At 71.8% G+C, this 18,588-nt stretch carries 12 protein-coding genes; 8 read left to right on the forward strand and 4 right to left on the reverse strand.

Translation table 11 applies throughout. From position 1 onward, the window contains the following. The first annotated feature begins 151 nt into the window (after positions 1-151). The 5 genes from AB0B35_RS16280 to AB0B35_RS16300 all read left to right on the forward strand — a co-directional run bounded on the left by AB0B35_RS16280 (position 152) and on the right by AB0B35_RS16300 (position 9,265). Complete coding sequence (locus tag AB0B35_RS16280; RefSeq protein ID WP_361045755.1) at positions 152-3,280, forward strand: efflux RND transporter permease subunit; 3,129 nt, start codon at positions 152-154, stop codon at positions 3,278-3,280. Between the two features lie 7 nt (positions 3,281-3,287). Continuing rightward, entirely contained in the window at positions 3,288-3,749 is a 462-nt protein-coding gene (locus AB0B35_RS16285; protein ID WP_361045758.1) for a hypothetical protein, read from the forward strand. 16 nt (positions 3,750-3,765) lie between these two features. Then, entirely contained in the window at positions 3,766-7,137 is a 3,372-nt protein-coding gene (locus tag AB0B35_RS16290; protein ID WP_361045761.1) for an efflux RND transporter permease subunit, read from the forward strand. A gap of 7 nt (positions 7,138-7,144) precedes the next feature. Beyond that, positions 7,145-7,804: a phosphatase PAP2 family protein gene (locus AB0B35_RS16295; protein WP_361045763.1), complete on the forward strand. Its 660-nt coding sequence runs from the start codon at positions 7,145-7,147 to the stop codon at positions 7,802-7,804. A gap of 177 nt (positions 7,805-7,981) precedes the next feature. Then, positions 7,982-9,265 carry an alpha/beta hydrolase gene (locus tag AB0B35_RS16300; RefSeq protein WP_361045766.1) on the forward strand — a complete coding sequence of 428 codons (1,284 nt, stop codon included), beginning with the start codon at positions 7,982-7,984 and terminating at the stop codon, positions 9,263-9,265. An 80-nt stretch (positions 9,266-9,345) separates the two neighbouring features. Here the strand turns inward: AB0B35_RS16300 and AB0B35_RS16305 are convergent, their stop codons facing one another. The 4 genes from AB0B35_RS16305 to AB0B35_RS16320 all read right to left on the reverse strand — a co-directional run bounded on the left by AB0B35_RS16305 (position 9,346) and on the right by AB0B35_RS16320 (position 15,095). After that, entirely contained in the window at positions 9,346-11,289 is a 1,944-nt protein-coding gene (locus AB0B35_RS16305; protein WP_361045767.1) for a multicopper oxidase domain-containing protein, read from the reverse strand. A 380-nt stretch (positions 11,290-11,669) separates the two neighbouring features. Next, positions 11,670-12,893 (reverse strand): ketosynthase chain-length factor, encoded by a 1,224-nt coding sequence (locus AB0B35_RS16310; RefSeq protein ID WP_361045769.1) that lies wholly within the window; start codon positions 12,891-12,893, stop codon positions 11,670-11,672. Then, complete coding sequence (locus tag AB0B35_RS16315; protein ID WP_361045771.1) at positions 12,890-14,158, reverse strand: beta-ketoacyl-[acyl-carrier-protein] synthase family protein; 1,269 nt, start codon at positions 14,156-14,158, stop codon at positions 12,890-12,892. The genes AB0B35_RS16310 and AB0B35_RS16315 overlap by 4 nt, the downstream gene beginning before the upstream one ends. Positions 14,159-14,237: 79 nt before the next feature. Continuing rightward, entirely contained in the window at positions 14,238-15,095 is an 858-nt protein-coding gene (locus tag AB0B35_RS16320; RefSeq protein ID WP_361045773.1) for an AfsR/SARP family transcriptional regulator, read from the reverse strand. A 294-nt stretch (positions 15,096-15,389) separates the two neighbouring features. Here AB0B35_RS16320 and AB0B35_RS16325 point away from each other — a divergent pair, with 294 nt between their 5' ends. From AB0B35_RS16325 to AB0B35_RS16335, 3 genes are read left to right on the forward strand one after another with little or no spacing between them, the layout of a single operon-like run. Beyond that, complete coding sequence (locus AB0B35_RS16325) at positions 15,390-16,322, forward strand: SRPBCC family protein (protein ID WP_361045775.1); 933 nt, start codon at positions 15,390-15,392, stop codon at positions 16,320-16,322. Beyond that, positions 16,312-18,243 (forward strand): AMP-binding protein, encoded by a 1,932-nt coding sequence (locus AB0B35_RS16330; RefSeq protein ID WP_361045778.1) that lies wholly within the window; start codon positions 16,312-16,314, stop codon positions 18,241-18,243. Before AB0B35_RS16325 ends, AB0B35_RS16330 begins: the two co-directional genes overlap by 11 nt. Positions 18,244-18,278: 35 nt before the next feature. Continuing rightward, on the forward strand, positions 18,279-18,539 hold the full coding sequence (locus AB0B35_RS16335; RefSeq protein ID WP_203688021.1) for an acyl carrier protein: 261 nt from the start codon (positions 18,279-18,281) through the stop codon (positions 18,537-18,539). Positions 18,540-18,588: the final 49 nt, after the last annotated feature.

Genomic DNA, 18,588 nt, shown 5'->3' on the forward strand with positions numbered 1-18,588 from the left:
TCTCTGAAATCCGAATGAGGCTCTCAAATCGGTCAGATTCGGATTACGGTCAGCTTATGCGGGTTGCGTGAACCGTGTTCGCACCCCATCGGACGGATGTACCGCCGCTCCGCGGTCGCTGGAAGGGAAGTCCACGGCCATGATCCGCTGGATGGTCAGCACCAGTCTCAAGTTCCGCCTCCTGATCCTGCCGCTCGCGGCGGCGCTGCTGATCCTGGGTGCGGTACGGCTCAAGAGCGCGCCGGTGGACGTGCTGCCCGAGTTCAGCGCCCCGCGGGTGGAGGTGCAGACCGAGGCCCTCGGTCTGTCCGCCGAGGAGGTCGAGCAGCTGATCACCGTGCCGCTGGAGTCCGATCTGCTCAACGGCGTCGCCTGGCTGGACCACATCAACTCCGAGTCGGTCCCCGGGCTCTCCTCAGTGGAACTGATCTTCGAACCGGGCACCGACGTGTACCGGGCCCGCCAGATGGTCCAGGAGCGGCTGACCCAGGCCGGCGCGCTGCCCAACGTGTCCAGCCCGCCGGTGATGCTGCAGCCGCTGTCGTCCACCAACCGCGTCATGATGGTCGGCCTGACCTCGAAGGACGTGCCGCTCACCGAGATGTCGGTGCTGGCCCGCTGGGTCATCAAGCCGCGCCTGATCGGCGTGCCGGGCGTGGCCAACGTGGCCGTCTGGGGCAACCGCGAGCGGCAGCTGCAGGTGCAGGTCGACCCGGCGAAGCTGCAGCAGAACGACGTGACCCTCAACCAGGTCATCTCCACCGCCGGCAACGCGCTGTGGGTCTCCCCGCTGACCTTCCTGGAGGCGTCGACCCCGGGCACCGGCGGCTTCATCGACACCCCCAACCAGCGCCTGGGCATCCAGCACGTGCTGCCCATCCGCACCCCGCAGGACCTGGCCCAGGTCACCCTGGAGAGCCAGGACGGCGACAAGCGGCTGCGCCTGGGTGACGTGGCCACGGTCGTCGAGGACCACCAGCCGCTGATCGGCGACGCGCTGGTGGAGAGCGGCCCCGGCCTCATGCTCGTGATCGAGAAGCTGCCCGGCGCGAACACCGTGCAGGTGACCAAGGACGTGCAGGCGGCGCTGAGCGCGATGAAGCCCGGCCTGACCGGCATCGAGATGAACACGAACGTGTACCAGCCGGCCGCCTTCATCGACCGGGCGCTGGACAGCTCCGCCCTGGTCGCGTTGCTCGGCCTGCTGCTGCTCGCGCTGGTGCTGGCGCTGTGCTTCTGGGAGTGGCGCACCGCGCTCACCGCGTTCCTGGCGGTCGTGGTGTCGGTGGCGCTGGCCTGGGTGGTGCTGAGTTTCGCCGGGTACGGGCTGAACCTGATGCTGCTGGCGGGCATCGTGCTCGGGGTGGTCTTCGCGATCGCCGACGCGGTCGGCGACGTCCGGCACATCGCGGGCCGGCTGCGCGAGCGGCGGCTGTCGGGCAGCGAGGAGCCGGTCGGCCGGGCCGTCTTCAACGCGGCGCTGGAGGTGCGCAAGCCCACGGCGTACGCCACGGTCATCGCCCTGGTCGCGGCCGCGCCGGTGCTGCTGCTGCCGGAGCTCACCGGGCTGTTCTTCCGCCCGCTGGCACTCGGCTTCGTCGCCGTCGTGCTCGCCTCGACGGTGGTGGCGCTGACCTTCATCCCGGCCATGTCGCTGGTGCTGCTGCGCAACACCGCCCTGGAACGGCACTCCTCGCCGCTGCTGCGCCGGGCGCACGGCTGGTACCCGCGGTCGCTGTCGCCGGTGCTGCGCACACCCGCCATCGCGTACGGGCTGGCCGGGCTGGTCGCCCTCGGCGGTGTGCTGGCCCTGTTCCAGCCACTGGCCCAGAGCGTGATGCCGTCGCTGCGCGAGCGCAGCCTGCTGGTGCACTGGGACACCACACCCGGCACCTCCGGCATCGAGATGACCCGGATCACCGAGAAGGTGAGCAAGGACCTGCAGGCGCTGCCGGGGGTGCAGGCCGTCGGCGCGCACCTGGGCCGGGCCATCACCTCTGACCAGGTGGTGAACGTCAACTCCGGCGAGCTGTGGGTCAACATCGACCCGGCCGCCGACTACGGCGCGACCCGCGCCGCCATCGCTTCGCTCGTGAAGAGCTATCCGGGGCTGGACACCGACGTGCTGACCTACCCGGAGGAGCGCATCACGCAGCTGCTCGGCGGCGACGAGGAGGCCGTGGTCGTGCGGGTGTACGGCCAGGACCTCGACGTGCTGCGGAGCAAGGCGGCCGAGGTGCAGCAGATGCTGGGCACCGTCGACGGCGTGGTCAACCCGACCGCCGACCTGCCGGTGGAGGAGCCGACGGTGCGGGTGAAGGTGGACCTGGCCAAGGCGCAGCAGGCCGGCATCAAGCCCGGTGACGTACGCCGGGCCGCCGCCGCGATGCTGTCCGGCATCCAGGTCGGCAACCTCTTCGAGGACCAGAAGGTCTTCGAAGTCGTGGTCTGGGGCGCGCCGACCGTGCGCAACAGCCTGACCAGCATCCAGGACCTGAAGATCAATACTCCGGCGGGGCAGCAGATCCGGCTCGGCGACGTCGCCGACGTGTCGATCGCGCCGAGCCCGACCGTCATCGAGCGCGACTCGGTGTTCCGCTACGTCGACGTCAGCGCCGGCATCAAGGGCCGCGACTACCGGGCCGTGGTCGGCGACGTCGAGTCCAAGCTGGGCGCCATCCCGTTCCCGCTGGAGCACCACGCCGAGCTGCTCGGCGCGTACGAGCACCAGCAGGAGAACCAGAACCGGCTGCTGCTGGTCGGGCTCGCCGCGCTGATCGGGATCTTCCTGCTGATGCAGGCGGCGATCGGCAGCTGGAAACTCACCGTGCTGGCGTTCCTGACGCTGCCGGTGGCGATGGCCGGTGGGCTGATCACCGGACTGATCACCGGCCTGTCGGCGATCACGACCCTGACCGCGCTGGTCGCCGTGGCCGCGATCACGGCCCGGTTCGTGCTGCAGATGATCGGCCACATGCAGGCCCTCGAACGCCGGGGCGCGGAGCCGTTCGGCCCCGGGCTGGTCACCCGGGCGGCCCGGGAGCAGGCCGGCTCGATCCTGGTCACCGCGGTGGGCACGGCCGCGCTGCTGCTGCCCCTGCTGCTGCTCGGCGGCCGGGCGGGCATGGAGCTGCTGCGGCCGATCGCCCTGGTCCTGCTCGGCGGCCTGGCGGTGGCCGTGCTGCTCGCCCTCTTCGCCGTCCCCGCGCTGTACCTGCGCTTCGGGGCCGGCTCACAGCGCGAGGACCTCGCGCTCTACACCGAACCACGGTTGGGGTGACACGACGATGAAGCACCATCTCGGCGAGAGGCTCGACCGGTGGACGGTCGGCGGCCTGCTGGTCGGCCTGCTGGTCGTCGGGGCGCTGGGCGTCGCCGCTGCCAAGGGAGTGCCCACCAGCACCTCGACGCCGCCCAAGCCGGCCAAGGTCGAGTCGATCGAAGGCAGCAAGGTCAAGAAGGTCACGCTCACCGACGAGGGCGTCGGCCGGCTCGGCCTGACCACGGTGCCGCTGACCGAGGCGGCCGGGGTCAAGACCATCCCGTACTCCGCACTGATCTACCTGCCGGACGGCACCACGTGGACGTACGTCGAGACCGCCCCGCTGAGCTTCCAGCGGGAGCCGGTCACCGTAACCAAGATCGTGGGTGACCAGGTCACGCTGTCGCAGGGCCCGGTTGCCGGCGCCAAGGTGGTGTCGGTCGGCGCGTCCGAGCTCTACGGCGCCGAGACCGGCATCGGCAAGTGACGGGGGCGGCGCGGCCATGATGCGGTGGATCGTCGGATCGAGCCTGAAGTTCCGGGCCCTGGTGGTCGCGATCGCCTGCGGCATGATGTTCTTCGGCGTCGGCCAGCTGCGCGACATGCCGGTCGACGTGTTCCCGGAGTTCGCCCCGCCGCGCGTCGAGGTGCAGACCCCCAGCCTGGGCCTGTCCGCCGCGGAGGTGGAGGCGCTGGTCACGGTGCCGCTGGAGCAGGCGCTCAACGGCGTGGAGGGCCTGGCCGACATCAGGTCCAAGTCGGTGTCGCAGCTGTCGTCGATCGTGCTCATCTTCAAGCCGGGCACCGACCTGCTCAAGGCCCGCCAGCTGGTGTCCGAGCGGCTCAACGAGGCCTCGGCGATGCTGCCGACCTGGGCCAGCCCGCCGGTCATGCTGCAGCCGCTGTCGTCGACCAGCCGGGTCATGAAGATCGGGCTGTCCTCGGACACCCGGTCCGTGATGGAGATGTCGATGGTCTCCTACTGGACCATCCGCAACCGGCTGCTGCGGGTGCCCGGCGTGGCCAACGTCGCCATCTGGGGCGAGCGGCTGCAGATGATGCAGGTGCAGGCCGATCCGGCCCGGATGCAGGCGCACGACGTGACGCTGGACGAGGTCATGGAGGTCACCGCCGACGCGCTCGACGCGGGCCTGCTGCGCTACTCCGACGGCGCGGTGATCGGCACTGGCGGCTTCCTGGAGACGCCGAACCAGCGTATGGCCATCCAGCACGTGCTGCCGATCGTGACCCCGGCCGACCTGGCACAGGTCCTGGTGGCCGAGCGCGACGGCAAGAAGGTGCTGCTGGCCGACGTGGCCACGGTCAAGGAGGACCACCAGCCGATGATCGGTGACGCGGTCATCAACGGTGGGCCGGGCCTCATGCTCATCGTCGAGAAGCTGCCCTGGGGAAACACGCTGGAGGTGACCGAGGGCGTCGAGGCGGCGATGAAGGAGCTGGCACCGGGCCTGACCGGCATCACCGTCGACACGACGATCTTCCGGCCGGCCACCTTCGTGGAGACCGCCATCCACAACCTGGGCCGGGCACTGCTGCTGGGCTGCCTGCTGGTGGTGCTGGTGCTGGCGCTGTTCCTGTTCGAGTGGCGCACCGCGCTGATCAGCGTGGTGGCCATCCCGCTGTCGCTGGTGGGCGCGGGCCTGGTGCTGCACGCGTTCGGGTACGGCATCAATACCATGATCCTGGCGGGGCTGGTGATCGCCGTCGGCGTGGTGGTCGACGACGCCATCATCGACATCGAGAACATAGTCAGACGGTTGCGCCAGGCCCGGCGGGCCGGTGCGGACGACTCCGTGCCGACCACCGCCCGGCTGATCCTGGACGCCTCGCTGGAGGTCCGGGGCCCGATCGTCTACGCCACGCTGATCATCATCGCGTCGGCCGTGCCGATCTTCTTCCTGGAAGGCCTGACCGGCGCCTTCTTCCGGCCGCTGGCCCTGGCCTACATGCTGGCCGTGCTGGTGTCCATGGTGGTAGCGCTGACGGTCACCCCGGCCCTGGCGCTGATCCTGCTGCGCAAGGCGCCGCTGGAGCGGCGGGAGTCGCCGCTGGTGCGCTGGCTGCAGAAGGGATACCAGTCGGCGCTGAGCCGCGTCACCAAGCGGCCGGTGCGGGCGTACGCCCTGGTCGCGGTCATGACTCTGGCGGGCATCGTGGTGCTGCCCGGCCTGGGCCAGGCGCTGCTGCCCTCGTTCAAGGAGCGCGACTTCCTGATGCACTGGGTCACCGAACCCGGCGCGTCGCACCCGGAGGAGGTGCGCATCACCGAGCAGGCCAGCAAGGACCTCATGGCCATCCCGGGGGTACGCAACTTCGGCGCGCACATCGGCCAGGCGCTCATCGCCGACGAGGTGGTCGGGGTCAACTTCGGCGAGAACTGGATCAGCATCGACCCGGACGCCGACTACGACGAGACCCACAAGAAGATCGAAGCGGTCGTGAACAGCTACCCGGGCCTGGTCCGCGACGTGCAGACCTACCTCAAGGAGCGCATCCGCGAGGTGCTCACCGGCTCCGGCGACGCGATCGTGGTGCGCATCTACGGCGAGGACCTCCAGGTCATGCGCGAGCAGGCCGACAAGGTGCTCAATGTGCTGTCCGGCATCGACGGCGTGGTCGACCAGCACATCTCGTTGCAGAAGCAGGTGCCGCAGATCGAGATCGAGGTCGATCTCGCCAAGGCGCAGCAGTTGGGGATCAAGCCCGGTGACGTGCGCCGCGCGGCCGCCACGCTGATGGCGGGCGAGGAGGTCGGCGACGTCTTCCGCGACGGCAAGGCCTACGACGTGCAGGTCTGGAGCACCCCGGAGACGCGGTCCAGCGTCACCGCGATCCGGCAGCTGCCGATCGACGTGCCCGCCGGCGGCACGGTGCCGCTGAGCGACGTTGCCGACGTGCGCATCGCGTCGACGCCGAACCAGATCGAGCACGACGGCACCCTGCGCAAGATCGACGTCGACGCCAACGTGAAGGGCCGCGACCTGGGCTCGGTCGTGGGCGAGCTGGAAGAGAAGATGCAGACGGTCGACTTCCCCCGTGGCCACTATGCCCAGATCCTGGGCGAGTACGCCGAGCGCCAGGCCGCCGACCGGCGGCTGCTGGTCTACGCCGGGCTCGCCGCGGTCGCCATCTTCTTCCTGCTGCAGGCCTCGTACAGCAGCTGGCGGCTGGCCGCGCTGTCCTTCCTCACCCTGCCTGCGGCCCTGGTCGGCGGCGTGCTGGCGGCCTTCCTGACCGGCCGGGTGATCTCGCTCGGCTCGCTGGTGGGCTTCTTCACGGTGCTGGGCATCGCGGCCCGCAACGGCATCCTGATGATCAATCACTTCCAGCACCTGGAACGTGAGGAGGGCGAGCCGTTCGGCCTCGACCTGGTGCTGCGCGGCGCGCGCGAGCGGCTGTCGCCGATTCTGATGACCACCCTGGCCACCGCGCTGGCGCTGGTGCCGCTGGTGGTGCTCGGCAACCTGCCGGGCCACGAGATCGAGTACCCGATGGCCGTGGTGATCCTCGGTGGCCTGGTCACCTCGACCCTGCTGAACCTGTTCGTGCTGCCCGCGCTGTACCTCAAGTTCGGCAAGGGCCGCCGGGACGACGCGCTGGACGGGGGGCCGACGCCGCCCACCGATCCGTCCGGTCCGCGGCACGCGGCCGCCCCGCCGTCCGTCGGGCCGTCCCCGAACCTGGCGATGGACCGGACGGCAGCGCGTGTCGGGCTGCGGCCGAACCTGGCGATGCGCCGCTCGCCCGCCGGTGGACCCGCACCCGGTGGGTCGCCTGCCGCCCGGGAACGTGCGGGCCCGGTGGCGACCGGTCGCGGCTTGCGCACGATCCGGGTGAGGCTGCGCATTGCCTGATCACCGTGTGCGAGGCTGGCTGGCCTTCGGGGCGGCGGCGACGCTGGTCGGGCTGTGGGTGCTCGCCGGCATCACCGACGACGTGGTCGCGCACGAGGAGCTGAGCAGCACAGATCCGCCGGTCGCGAGTTGGCTGGCGGATCACCGCACGCCCTGGCTGACCCGCTGCATGCAGGTGGTCACCTGGCTGGGCAGCGGCTGGGTCACCGTGCCGCTGCTCATGCTCGCGGCGCTGCTGCTGCCGCTGTGGCGGGACCGGCGGCGCACCGTGGCGCTGGTGCTGGCGGTGTCGGTGGGCAGCGCGCTGCTGGTCACCGCGGGCAAGCTGCTCACCGTGCGGCCGCGCCCCGTCGTCGGCGAGGTGCTGACCACGGCCACGGGTTACGCCTTCCCGTCCGGCCACAGCGCGCAGGCCGCCGCAGCGTACGGCATGCTCGCACTGCTGGTCAGCCTGCGCGTCGCGCGCGCGGCGAAGCCGCTGGTGTGGCTGGCGGCCACGGCCTTGACGCTGCTGGTCGGCTTCTCCCGGCTGTATCTCGGCGTGCACTGGCTCACCGACGTGCTCGCCGGCTACGCCCTGGGCGCGTGCTGGCTCGCCACGGTGGTGGCGGCGGCGCTGCTGCACGACCGGATACGTCCTGCCTCGCGCCCTCGGGTGAACGTCTGACCTGGACTGATTCGGCCTCATCGGGGCTCGTGGTGTGCCAGGGTGCTTACGGGGACGGTGCCGCCGGGGCGGCGGCGACCGTCGGGCAGCCCTACGGCGCCGTCATGCGCCACGGGACGGTGTGCCGGTGCCATCTGTGCCGGCGGGCGACGGTGTCGCGCGACTGAGGAGATCGACATGGACCAGGTCAAGTCCCATGCGGAAACACGGATGACGGCCACCGCGCCGCCGGGCGCCGAGCGCCCCGTCCGGGCCACCCGGCGCTGGTTGGCCGAACGCGACCGGCTGGAGGCGGCCATCGCCGAGACGGGCGTCGACTTCGACCAGCCCCGCTCCATCTACTGGAACGCCGCCTGCGGCACGGAGGCCGGGGCCGACTTCGCCGCGATCCGCGCCCGGGTGCGCCGGTACGCCGACTTCGCGCCCACCTTCGAGGCGGTCGCCCGCCGCCGCGAGGCGCGCGCCGAGGCCGCCGCCGACGACGGGCACCAGATCACCGCGCGCGACAACTACTACATGGCCGCCGTGCACTGGGGCGCCGCGCAGTGGCCGATCCACAGCGACGACGAGGTCAACCGCTTCTACCACCGGCGTAAGCGGGCCTGCTTCGCGCACTACGCCGAGCTGGCCGACCATCGCATCGAGGCGGTGAGCATCCCGTTCGCGGGCGGGGCGCTGCCGGCCTGGTTCCACCTGCCGCCCGGTTACCACGGCGGGCGGGTGCCGGTGGTGATCGCGGTGCCCGGCATGGACAGTTTCAAGGAGGCCACCGTCGCGCTGCACGGCGACCGCTTCCTGACCCGCGGCTTCGCGGTGCTGGCGATCGAGGGGCCGGGGCAGTACGAGGCCGCGATGATGGGCATCCACACGACCGTGCCCGCGTGGGCGCGTACCGGCACCGCCTGCGTGGACTGGCTGTCCCGGCGCGAGGAGGTCGACGCGTCGCGGATCGTGCTGAGCGGCATCAGTTTCGGCTCGTTCGCCGGGACCATCGCGGCGGCGCACGAGCCCCGGATCAAGGCCTGCGCGGTGATGAACACCTGCCACCAGCCGGGCTGGTCGGCGGCGTTCGAGCAAGCCTGGCCGACGTACAAGATGCGCTTCATGTACATGTCGGGGCACACCGACGAGGACGCCTTCGACGCGTTCGCCAGGACGCTGACCTGGGAGGGCCATGCCGAGCTGCTGAAGATGCCGTACCTGGTGCTGGCCGGGGACCGCGACGAGCTGAGCCCGCTGGAGTGCAGCGAGGCGCTGCTGAACAGCGTCGCCGGGCCGAAGCAGCTGGTGGTGTACCAGGACTCGCGGCACTCGATCGGCGGGGTGCCCGCGGCGAACCTGGGCCCGTTCGCGCCGACGCTGGCCGTGGACTGGCTGGTCGACCGGCTGCGCGGGGTGCCGATGGCCAGCGAGCGCTGGTACGTCGACCACGGCGGCAAGGTGACGAAGACTCCGCTCTGACACCGCAGCTCAGCGCACCTGGCGCGTGAGGAAGGGCACCTTCTGCATCGCGGAGCGATGTGAAGGTGCCCTTCCTTTGTTCAGGCCACCTGGATCGGGCGCATCATCTCGTTGTCCTCGTGTTCGAGCATGTGGCAGTGCCAGACGTAGCGGCCGGGGCGGTCGAAGACGGCCTTGACGCGGGTGACCTCGCCGGAGTGGGCCAGCACGGTGTCCTTGCGGCCGGACTCCCAGGACTCGGCCGGGCGCGGCTTCGGCGGGATGCCGAAGGGCTGCCGGCTGACCACCTCGAACTGCACCTGGTGCAGGTGCACGGTGTGCGAGTGGTCGGTGAAGTTGAGGATCTCCCAGGTCTCGCTGCGGCCCAGCACCGGCTTCTCGGTCGGCGCGTCGTGCCAGCGCAGCGGGGTCTGGGTGCGGTCCGGCGCGACGGTGCCGAGCGTGGCGACGCGGTGGTTCACGCCGGTCAGCGCGACCGAGGGCAGGTCGTCGAGCAGCACCCGCCAGCTCGCCGCCGAGTCGGGCAGCTTCGGCGCGGCGGGCAGGCTCAGGTGCTCCGGCGGCACGCTGGTGTCCGTGCCCCGCAGCGGGATCACCAGCAGCTTCATCACCTGGCCGGTGGTGGCGATGTTCGCGGGCTGGTAGTCGGTGCCGAGCACCCCGGCCGCGTACGGCACGTCCGGCGCCTCGTTGATCACGAACAGCTCGGTGCCCTCGGCCAGCTTGGAGAGGTCGACGATCACGTCGGCGCGCTCACCCGGCCCGAGCATCAGCTGCTCCAGTTGCACCGGCTCGCGCAGCCAGCCGCCGTCGGAGCCGATCTGCCAGAACGGCACCGCCGCGGTAGCCGGACGCGGCGCGGTCGCGCTGGCCGCGATCTTCAGGATCAGGGTGCGGGAGTTGCTGCCGTTGAGCAGCCGGAACCGGTAGCGGCGCGGCTCCACGGTCAGCTGCGGCCAGGTGCGGCCGTTGACCACGATCGCGTCGGCGAGGTACGCCGGATTCCAGATCGGGGCGATGTCGCTGGCCGGCACGTACGGGCCGGCGAACGCGTCGTGGAACAGGCTGCGGCTGTCCGGGTAGTACAGCGAGCCGTCGGTGCGGAACGAGCGGTCCTGGATGCACAGGGGGATCTCGTAGTGGCGGGTGCCGTCGGGGTCGTCGGGGCCGGGCGCGGGGCCGGGCAGGGTGCCCTCGGGCAGGTCCTGCTCGCCGCCGCGGATCAGGTAGAAGCCGACCGGGCCGGCGTACACGTTGAGCCGGGTGATGCCCAGGGCGTGGTCGTGGTACCACAGCGTGCCCGGGGCCTGGTCGTTGTCGTAGCGGAACACGGCCTGGCCGGGCTTCCAGCGCGGGCCGTAGGCCTCCGCCTTCTCCCGCATGTCGGCGTAGTCCGAGCCGGTGGTCGCGTAGCCGCGCGGCAGCGGGGCGTCGGGCAGGTACCAGGCCGTCGGGTAGCCGTCGGCCTCCTCCGCGGCGTGCGCGCCGTGCACGTGCGTCACGATCGGCACCGGACCGGTGTAGCGCGTCGGCGTGGTGCCGAAGTCAGCGGGCATGTCCCGGTGCGCCATGCCGCCGGCCGGGTTGGCCCAGTGCAGCGTGGGGTCCACGGGCAGCAGGTGCGGCCGGGCCCGGCCCTTGGCGTCGATCAGGCCGTTGATCCAGGTGACCTCGACCGGCCGGTCGGTGCGGGCCTCGATGGTGCGCGCGGGGTAGCCGAACGTCTTCGGGTGGGCCGCGGAGCCGTAGCCCCACACCGTGGTCTGCGGCATGCCCGGCGGCAGGATCTGCTGGCGGAACTGACGCACCTCGACGGCGTACCGGTCGGCCTTGCCCTTGGTGGAGACCGTCGGCATGGCAGCCGGGACCGGCAGCCGCGTCTTGTACTTGTGGATCTTCGAAGCGTCGAGTTTTCCGGCGGCCAGTGCCGCGGCCGCGGCGCGCGCGGCGCTCGCCGGGGCCGGGATCAGCATGGCCGCGCCGGACAGCAGGCCGGTGGTGAGAAGTTGTCGTCGGGAAGGCATCGGTCGCCCTTCGGTCGCGATGTCGGAAGACCTGGCAACCGGCACGGGACCGAAAAGGCAAATTTGTCCGATTAGCCAGGAACTCCGCCACCGTAACCACCGACGCCCACCAGCCCAAACAGGCGCACCGCACAGCCACCCGGAACCCGCCCCGCGCACCGCCACCGTGCCGGCCACCCGGCGCGTCCAAGATCGCCCGACTTGCCTGGCACCTGTGCGTATCTTGACTGCGCTTTCACCCACCTGCCTGGCAAGTAGGGCGATCTTGACGACGAAGATCGCCGTTTCAGGTCGAAAGCTGGGGTTGAACCCGAGGTTTTGACCTGAAACGGCGATCTTCATCCGGGAGCCGCAGCGCGGACCGCGGCGGGCCAGGGCTGTTATGCGGCGGTGACCACCACGGCGGCGTTGAAGCCGCCGATGCCGCGGGCCAGGACCAGCGCCCGCCGTAGCGGGGCGGGCCGGGCGGCGTCGCGGACGAGGTCCAGGTCACGGCAGCCGTCGGCGAGGGTGCCGACGTTGACGGTCGGCGGGATGACCTGGTCGCGCAGGGACAGCAGGGCCGTGGCGACGTCGAGCCCGCCCGCCCCGGCCGCGAGCCGCCCGGTCATCGTCTTCGGTGCGGTCACCGGCACCCGGCCCGCGCCGAACACCCCGGTCAGCGCCTGCGCCTCGACGAGGTCCAGTTCGGGCACCCCGGCCGCGTCGGCGAAGACCACGTCCACGTCGGACGCGGCGCAACCGGCGTCGGCCAGCGCCAGCTCGATCGCGCGCCGCAGGCCGGGCGGGCGGGCGGAACCGGGGGCCGGGTCGAAGGTGGCGGCGTAGCCGCTGATCTCGCCGTACACCCGCGGTGCGGCCCGGCGCTGCGCGGCCGCGCGCTGCTCGACGACGAGGATCGCCCCGCCCTCGCCCGGCACGAAGCCGTTCGCGGCGGCGTCGAACGGCAGGTACGCCCGCGCCGGGTCGTCGCACTCGCTGATCTGCCCGGTGGCGAGCTGCCCGATCCAGCCCCAGGGGCACAGCGAGCCGTCGACGCCGCCGGTGATCGCGAGCGCGGTGCCCGCGCGCAGGTGGCGGCGCGCCTGACCGATCGCGTCGAGCCCGCCGGCCTGGTCGGTGACCAGCACCCCGCTGGGCCCGCGCATGCCGTGCCGGATGGAGATCTGCCCGGTGTTGACCGCGTAGAACCAGGCGAACGACTGGTACGCGCTGACGTGGTCACCGCCCTTTGACCACAGCTTCTCCAGCTCCTTCTGACCGAACTCGAAGCCGCCCGCGGAGCTCGCGGTCACCACGCTCATGTCGTACTCGCCGAGCGCCGCCGGGTCCACGGCCGCGTCGGCCAGCGCCGTCGCGGCGGCGGTCAGCGAGAACCGGGTGACGTGGTCGGTCTGCGCCAGCAGCCGGTCCGGCAGATGGTCGGCGGGGTCGTAGTCGCGGATCTCCCCGGCCAGCCGGGACGGGTACTGCGCCGGGTCGAAGCGGGCGATGCGGCCGATGCCGCCGCGCCCCTCCAGGGTGGCCTTCCAGTACGTCTCGGTGTCCGACCCGGTCGCGGCGATCACGCCGAGTCCGGTCACCACCGGTGCGTCGCTGTTCATCGGGCGTCTCCTTCCGGGCGGGCCAGCAGCATGGCGCTCTGGAAGCCGCCGAAGCCGCTGCCGACCGACAGCACCGCGTCGAGCCTGCGGTCGCGGGCCTCCAGCGGCACGTAGTCGAGGTCGCATTCGGGGTCGGGCTCGTGCAGGTTCGCCGTGGGCGGCACCACGTCGTTGGTGATGGCCAGCGCGCACGCGGCCACCTCGATCGCGCCGATCGCTCCGAGCGAGTGCCCGACCATCGACTTGATCGAGCTCATCGGGGTGGCGTACGCGTGATCCCGCAGTGCCAGCTTCACCGCCGCCGTCTCGTGCCGGTCGTTCTGCTTGGTGCCCGAGCCGTGCGCGTTGACGTAGCCGATCGTCGTCGGGTCCATCCGGGCCGTGTCCAGGGCGTTGCGGATCGCCTCGGCCATCTCCCGGCCGTCGGGGCGCAGCCCGGTCATGTGGAAGGCGTTGCAGCGCGAGGCGAAGCCGACGATCTCGGCGTACACCGGCGCGCCGCGGCGGCGGGCCCGCTCCAGGTCCTCCAGCACGAACATCGCCGAGCCCTCGCCGAGCACGAACCCGTTGCGGCTGTTGTCGAACGGCCGGGAGGCGTGTGCGGGGTCGTCGTTGCGCGGCGTGGTCGCCTTGATGGCGTCGAAGCAGGCCACGGTGATCGGGGAGATGGGCGCGTCGCTGGCCCCGCCGATCACCACGTCGGCGCTGCCCTCGCGGATCAGCTCGGCGGCGTACGCCACGGCGTCCAACCCGGACGTGCAGCCGGTGGAGACCACCGCGGCCGGGCCCTCCGCGCCGATCGACCAGGCCACCTCGGCCGCGAACGAGCCGGGCACGTAGTAGTCGTAGAGGTGCGGCGAGGTGCGGGTGTTGTCGACCAGCCAGCGCGCGCCCTTCTCGGAGGCGATGACGTACTCGCGCTCCAGGCTCATGGTCGCGCCGACCGCGCTGCCCACCACCGTGCCGACCCGGTGCGGGTCCAGCTCGGCCAGTTCCAGGCCGGCGTCCGCGACGGCCTCGGCCGCGGCGACCACGGCGAACTGGGCCGCGCGGTCCATCCGCAGGGTCTGCGCGGGGGTGAGGCCGTACGCGGCCGGGTCGAAGTCGCACTCGGCGGCGACCTGGGACCGGAACGGCGAGGGGTCGAAGAAGCTGATGGTGCGGGTCGCGGTACGTCCTGAGGTCAGCAGCTCCCAGAACGCCTTGGCGCCGATGCCGCCCGGCGCCACCACGCCCAATCCGGTGATCACGACACGTCGATGCATGGACGCCTCCTGCGGGGTCGGTGGACCTGCGTCGAGCGTCGCGCGCGCCGACTTGAGTCCGGCTTGAGAAATCGGCTGGTCAGGCCGGGCCGCGCCCGGCGGCGACCAGTTCGGCCCCGCCCACGGCGCTGTCCCAGGTCCACGCGGTGTCCAGGGCGGACGCCGTGTCCAGCACCGGGTCGGCGGTGAGAATGGCGTGCTGCACGCGCTGGATGCGCCGGGAGGGCTCCAGGCCGAGCTCGTCGATGAGCACCTCGCGCAGCCGCCGGAAGGCGTCCAGGGCGTCGGTGCGCCGGCCCGCCCGGTACAGCGCGATCATGTACTGGGCCTGCAGGTCCTCGTGCAGCGGATGGCGGGCGGCCAGGCAGCCCAGCTCGCCCAGGATCTCCCGGTGGCGGCCGAGTTCCAGGTCGGCGTCGATGCGCTGCTTCCAGGTGGCCAGCCGGGCCTCCTCCAGGCGCTGCGCCTCGACCCGCAGCACGGGCCCGAGCCGCACGTCCACCAGCGCCGAGCCGCGCCACACGGCCAGGGCCGCGCCGAGCAGCCGGGACGCGTGCGCGTGGTCGCCGCAGAGCTGGGCGAGCCGGCCCTGGTCGGCCAGGCGCTCGTACTCGTGCAGGTCCAGCGACGAGCCTTCGAGGTGCAGCTGGTAACCGTCGGCGTGGGTGACCAGCAGCTCCCGGGCCACCCGGGCCGGGTCCATCGCGCAGGTGCGGGCCAGCATCCGGCGGATCTGCAGGATGTAGGTCTGCAGCGTGGTCAGCGCGCTCGCGGGCGGCTCGTCGTCCCACAGCTCGGTGGTGAGCAGGTCGATCGGCACCACCCGGTCGGCGTGGATCAGTAGCAGTGCCAGCACCTTGCGCGGTTTGGGCGCGGTCAGATCACCCGACACCCCGCCGCAACGCAGGTCCAGCGGGCCGAGTACCCGACATTGCATGTCCACCCCCGAATGGCTCGTCGCGCTCGCGATGTGCGAATGCCGCCTCCACCACTATTAGTGCTAGAGAGGGGCGATCTGTCCCATTCGCCGGAACTGAGGGTGATCTTTCCTGTTGGTGCGCCGCCGGTGCGCACGCGCCCGCCTTGATCGCGGCGTGGTGGCTTGACCTGGGCATTCAAGTCGCTTTCCACCGGTTCTCAAGTGGCCGGCTGCGACGGTTCTTGGCAGACGGTTCGCCGCGGATGACCGCGTGCGGCCGAAATCCCCACCACGGCCCGTAGAGGAGCGCCGATGTCCAAGAACAAGGTGTACACCGAGACCCAGCGCGCGGAGGTCGCCGCGCCGGCCGCGGTCGCCTTCGAGCTGATCGAGGACCTGCGGCACTGGCCGCAGTTCTTCCCGGACGGCGTGCACGCCGAGCCGGACGCCGACGGGGCGAACGTGCGCTGGTGGGCCCTGGACGGCGAGGGCGTACGGCAGTGGACCACCACCCGCACGGTCGACAAGGCCGGGCTGCGGGTCGTCACCGAGCAGCGCGACTGCGCCGCCCCGCTGGTGTCGGTGCGCACCGAGTGGACGTTCGCGCCGCAGGGCGAGCAGGCCTGCGAGGCCGACCTGACGATCACCGTGACCGCCGCGCCGGGCGCCGAGGGCGCGGACGCCGCCGCCGCGCAGCTCGAAGGCGCGCAGGAGATCGTGTCCCGGGTCAAGGGCCTGGCCGAGCGCTGGGACGAACTGGAGCAGCTGGTCATCTCGTTCGAGGACCCGCTGTTCATCGCCGGGCAGCCGCAGCAGGTCTACGAGTTCCTGTACGCCGCCGACAAGTGGCCCGAGCGGGTCCCGCACGTCACCGCGCTGTCGATGACCGAGGACCAGCCCGGCGTGCAGTTCTTCGACATGGACACGGTCACCCCGGAGGGCCGCGCGCACACCACCCGCTCGGTGCGCGTCTGCCTGCCGCACAAAATCATCTACAAGCAGATCGGCCTGCCGAAGCTGCTCGACGCGCACACCGGGCACTGGCACTTCGTGGAGACGCCCGAGGGTGTCACCGTGCACGCCCGGCACACCGCCACCATCAAGCCGTCGGCGCTGAACCTGCTCGGCGAGGACACCACGGTCGCCGACGCGCGCCGCTACCTGCGCCGGGTGCTCAGCACCAACTCGCTGCAGACGCTGCGCCACGCGCAGGCGTTCGCCGAGGAGCCGGCCCGTGCCAAGTAGCACCGACGCCGACACCGTCGCCGCCGAGCGGGCGCTGGCCGACGCGCTCGCCCGCTCGGGCGGCACCCTCGACGGGCTGCTGCGCCGGGCGGCGGTCAGCGCACCGCACCGCATCGCCGTGCAGACCGGATCGCGGGCGATGACGTTCGCGGAGCTCGACGCGGCCGCCGACGGCTTCGCGGCCAAGCTCACCGCGCTGCTGCCGCGGGACGCTGGGCCGGCCCGGCCCGGCCTGCCCGGCGCTGTCGTCGGCGTCGCCGGCGCGCTGCACCCGGCGTTCGCCGTGGCCTACTACGGCACCGTCCGGGCAGGCCACGTGTGCGCCGTGATCAACCCGCTGCAGGGCGAGGAGGAGCTGGCGTACGCCCTGGAGTCGGCCGGGGTGCAGGTGCTCGTCGGCGTCGCCGAGATGGCCGACAAGCTGCAGCGCGTCCGGCTCGACCTGCCGCGCCTGGCGCACGTGTTCTACCTGGACCGTCCGGGTGAGCACTGCGTTCCGGCCGCGGGCGCGCCGGCGGGCCGGGCCGCCCGGTTCGAGTCGCCGGTCGACGACCCGGACCAGGTGGCGGTGCTGCAGTTCACCAGCGGCACCACCGGGCGGCCCAAGGCGGTGCTGCTCACCCACCGCAACCTGGTCTACAACGCGGCCCAGGTGGCGGCGGCGCACGGGCTCGGGCCGGACACGGTGACGCTCAACCACCTGCCGACGTATCACCCGATGCACCTGAACTCGGCGGTGAGCGCGGCGTCGACCCAGGTGCTGTGCCCGGACGCCGACCCGACGCAGGCCGTCGCGACGGCGGCCCGCACCGGCGCGACGCACTTCTACAGCCTGCCGGTGCGGCTGGCCCGGATGGCCGCCGACCCGCGGCTGCCCACCTGGCGGATGCCGGGGGTGCGGGCCATCCTCTCCGGAGGGTCCGCGCTGGCCCCGGCCGCCGCGGCCCGGCTGTGCGCCGGGCTGGGCATCCCGGTCATCCAGGGGTACGGCCTGGCCGAGACGTCACCGCTGACCCACTGCGACCGGATCGCCGGCCCGTCGGCGGGTTCGGTGGGCCGGCCGGTGCTCGGCACCGAGTGCCGGGTCGTCGACCTGGACACCCGGCAGCCGCTGCCCACCGGCACCCCGGGCGAGGTGCAGCTGCGCGGGCCGCAGCTGATGGCGGGTTACCTGACCCCGGACGGGGTGCAGCGCCCGTACGACGCCGAGGGCTGGTTCGACACCGGCGACGTGGGACGGCTGGACGAGGACGGCACGTTGTTCCTCGTCGACCGGCTCAAGGACGTCTTCAAGTGTGACAACTGGCTGGTCTCACCCGTGGAGCTGGAGCGGGTGATCATGCGCCATCCGGCGGTGACCGACTGCATGGTCGTCGACATGCCGCACGAGTACCGCGGCGCGGTCGCGTACGCCCTGGTCGTCACCGATGACGAGCAGGTCGGCGCGGACGAGATCGTCGCGTTCGTCAACGGTGGCCTGCCCGAATACCAGCACCTGCACGGCATCGAGCTGGTGCGGGAGATCCCGCGCTCGCCCAACGGCAAGGCCCGCCGCCGGGACGTGCGCACCCGAGTACACGAGCGGCACGGCGCCGCCCAGACCCGAAGGAGCGACCACATGGTCACGTTCATCAACAAGATCACTGTCAACGGCGACGTCGCGCGGTTCGAGCAGGCGCTCGACGAGATCTCGGCGTACATGAGCGCCCAGCCGGGCTTCATCGGCCGCCAGTTCTACCGCTCGCGCCGTCAGCCGGAGGTCTTCATCGAGACCGTGCAGTGGGCCGACGCCGCGGCGCACGCCAAGGCCGTGCAGACCCCCGGCTTCCGCGAGCAGGTCATGAAGCTCGCCGGGCTCGCCGTCCCGGAGCACGACCTGTACGACGCGGTCGACGAGCACGCCCCGCTCGCCGCTCGCTGAGCCCACGCCGATGCCTGAACGGAAGGGAGCGCGTCATGAACGACTTCACCATCGAGGACGTGCGGCGCATCCTGCGCGATGTCGCAGGGGCGGACGAGAGAGTGGACCTGGACGGGGACATCGCCGACACCAGCTTCGCCGACCTGGGGTATGACTCCCTGGCGCTGCTGGAGACCACCGCCTGCCTGCAGCGTGACCTCAACATCCGCCTGCCCGACGACGCGGTGCTGGCGGTGAGCACGCCCGGACAGCTGATCGACCTGGTCAGCTCTACCCGGACCGGGGCCTTGTCATGAGCGAGCGCAGCGAGCGAATCATGTGGGCGGCGCACCACGACGCTCGCTC

It is taken from the genome of Catellatospora sp. NPDC049133, from assembly GCF_040648455.1.
Taxonomy (GTDB): domain Bacteria; phylum Actinomycetota; class Actinomycetes; order Mycobacteriales; family Micromonosporaceae; genus Catellatospora; species Catellatospora aurea.

Coding starts and splice junctions, on each gene's coding strand:
- AB0B35_RS16280 (WP_361045755.1), top strand. CDS start 152: ATGGTCAGCACCAGTCTCAAGTTCCGCCTCCTGATCCTGCCGCTCGCG.
- AB0B35_RS16285 (WP_361045758.1), top strand. CDS start 3,288: ATGAAGCACCATCTCGGCGAGAGGCTCGACCGGTGGACGGTCGGCGGC.
- AB0B35_RS16290 (WP_361045761.1), top strand. CDS start 3,766: ATGATGCGGTGGATCGTCGGATCGAGCCTGAAGTTCCGGGCCCTGGTG.
- AB0B35_RS16300 (WP_361045766.1), top strand. CDS start 7,982: ATGGACCAGGTCAAGTCCCATGCGGAAACACGGATGACGGCCACCGCG.
- AB0B35_RS16305 (WP_361045767.1), bottom strand. CDS start 11,289: ATGCCTTCCCGACGACAACTTCTCACCACCGGCCTGCTGTCCGGCGCG.
- AB0B35_RS16310 (WP_361045769.1), bottom strand. CDS start 12,893: ATGAACAGCGACGCACCGGTGGTGACCGGACTCGGCGTGATCGCCGCG.
- AB0B35_RS16315 (WP_361045771.1), bottom strand. CDS start 14,158: ATGCATCGACGTGTCGTGATCACCGGATTGGGCGTGGTGGCGCCGGGC.
- AB0B35_RS16320 (WP_361045773.1), bottom strand. CDS start 15,095: ATGCAATGTCGGGTACTCGGCCCGCTGGACCTGCGTTGCGGCGGGGTG.
- AB0B35_RS16325 (WP_361045775.1), top strand. CDS start 15,390: ATGTCCAAGAACAAGGTGTACACCGAGACCCAGCGCGCGGAGGTCGCC.
- AB0B35_RS16335 (WP_203688021.1), top strand. CDS start 18,279: ATGAACGACTTCACCATCGAGGACGTGCGGCGCATCCTGCGCGATGTC.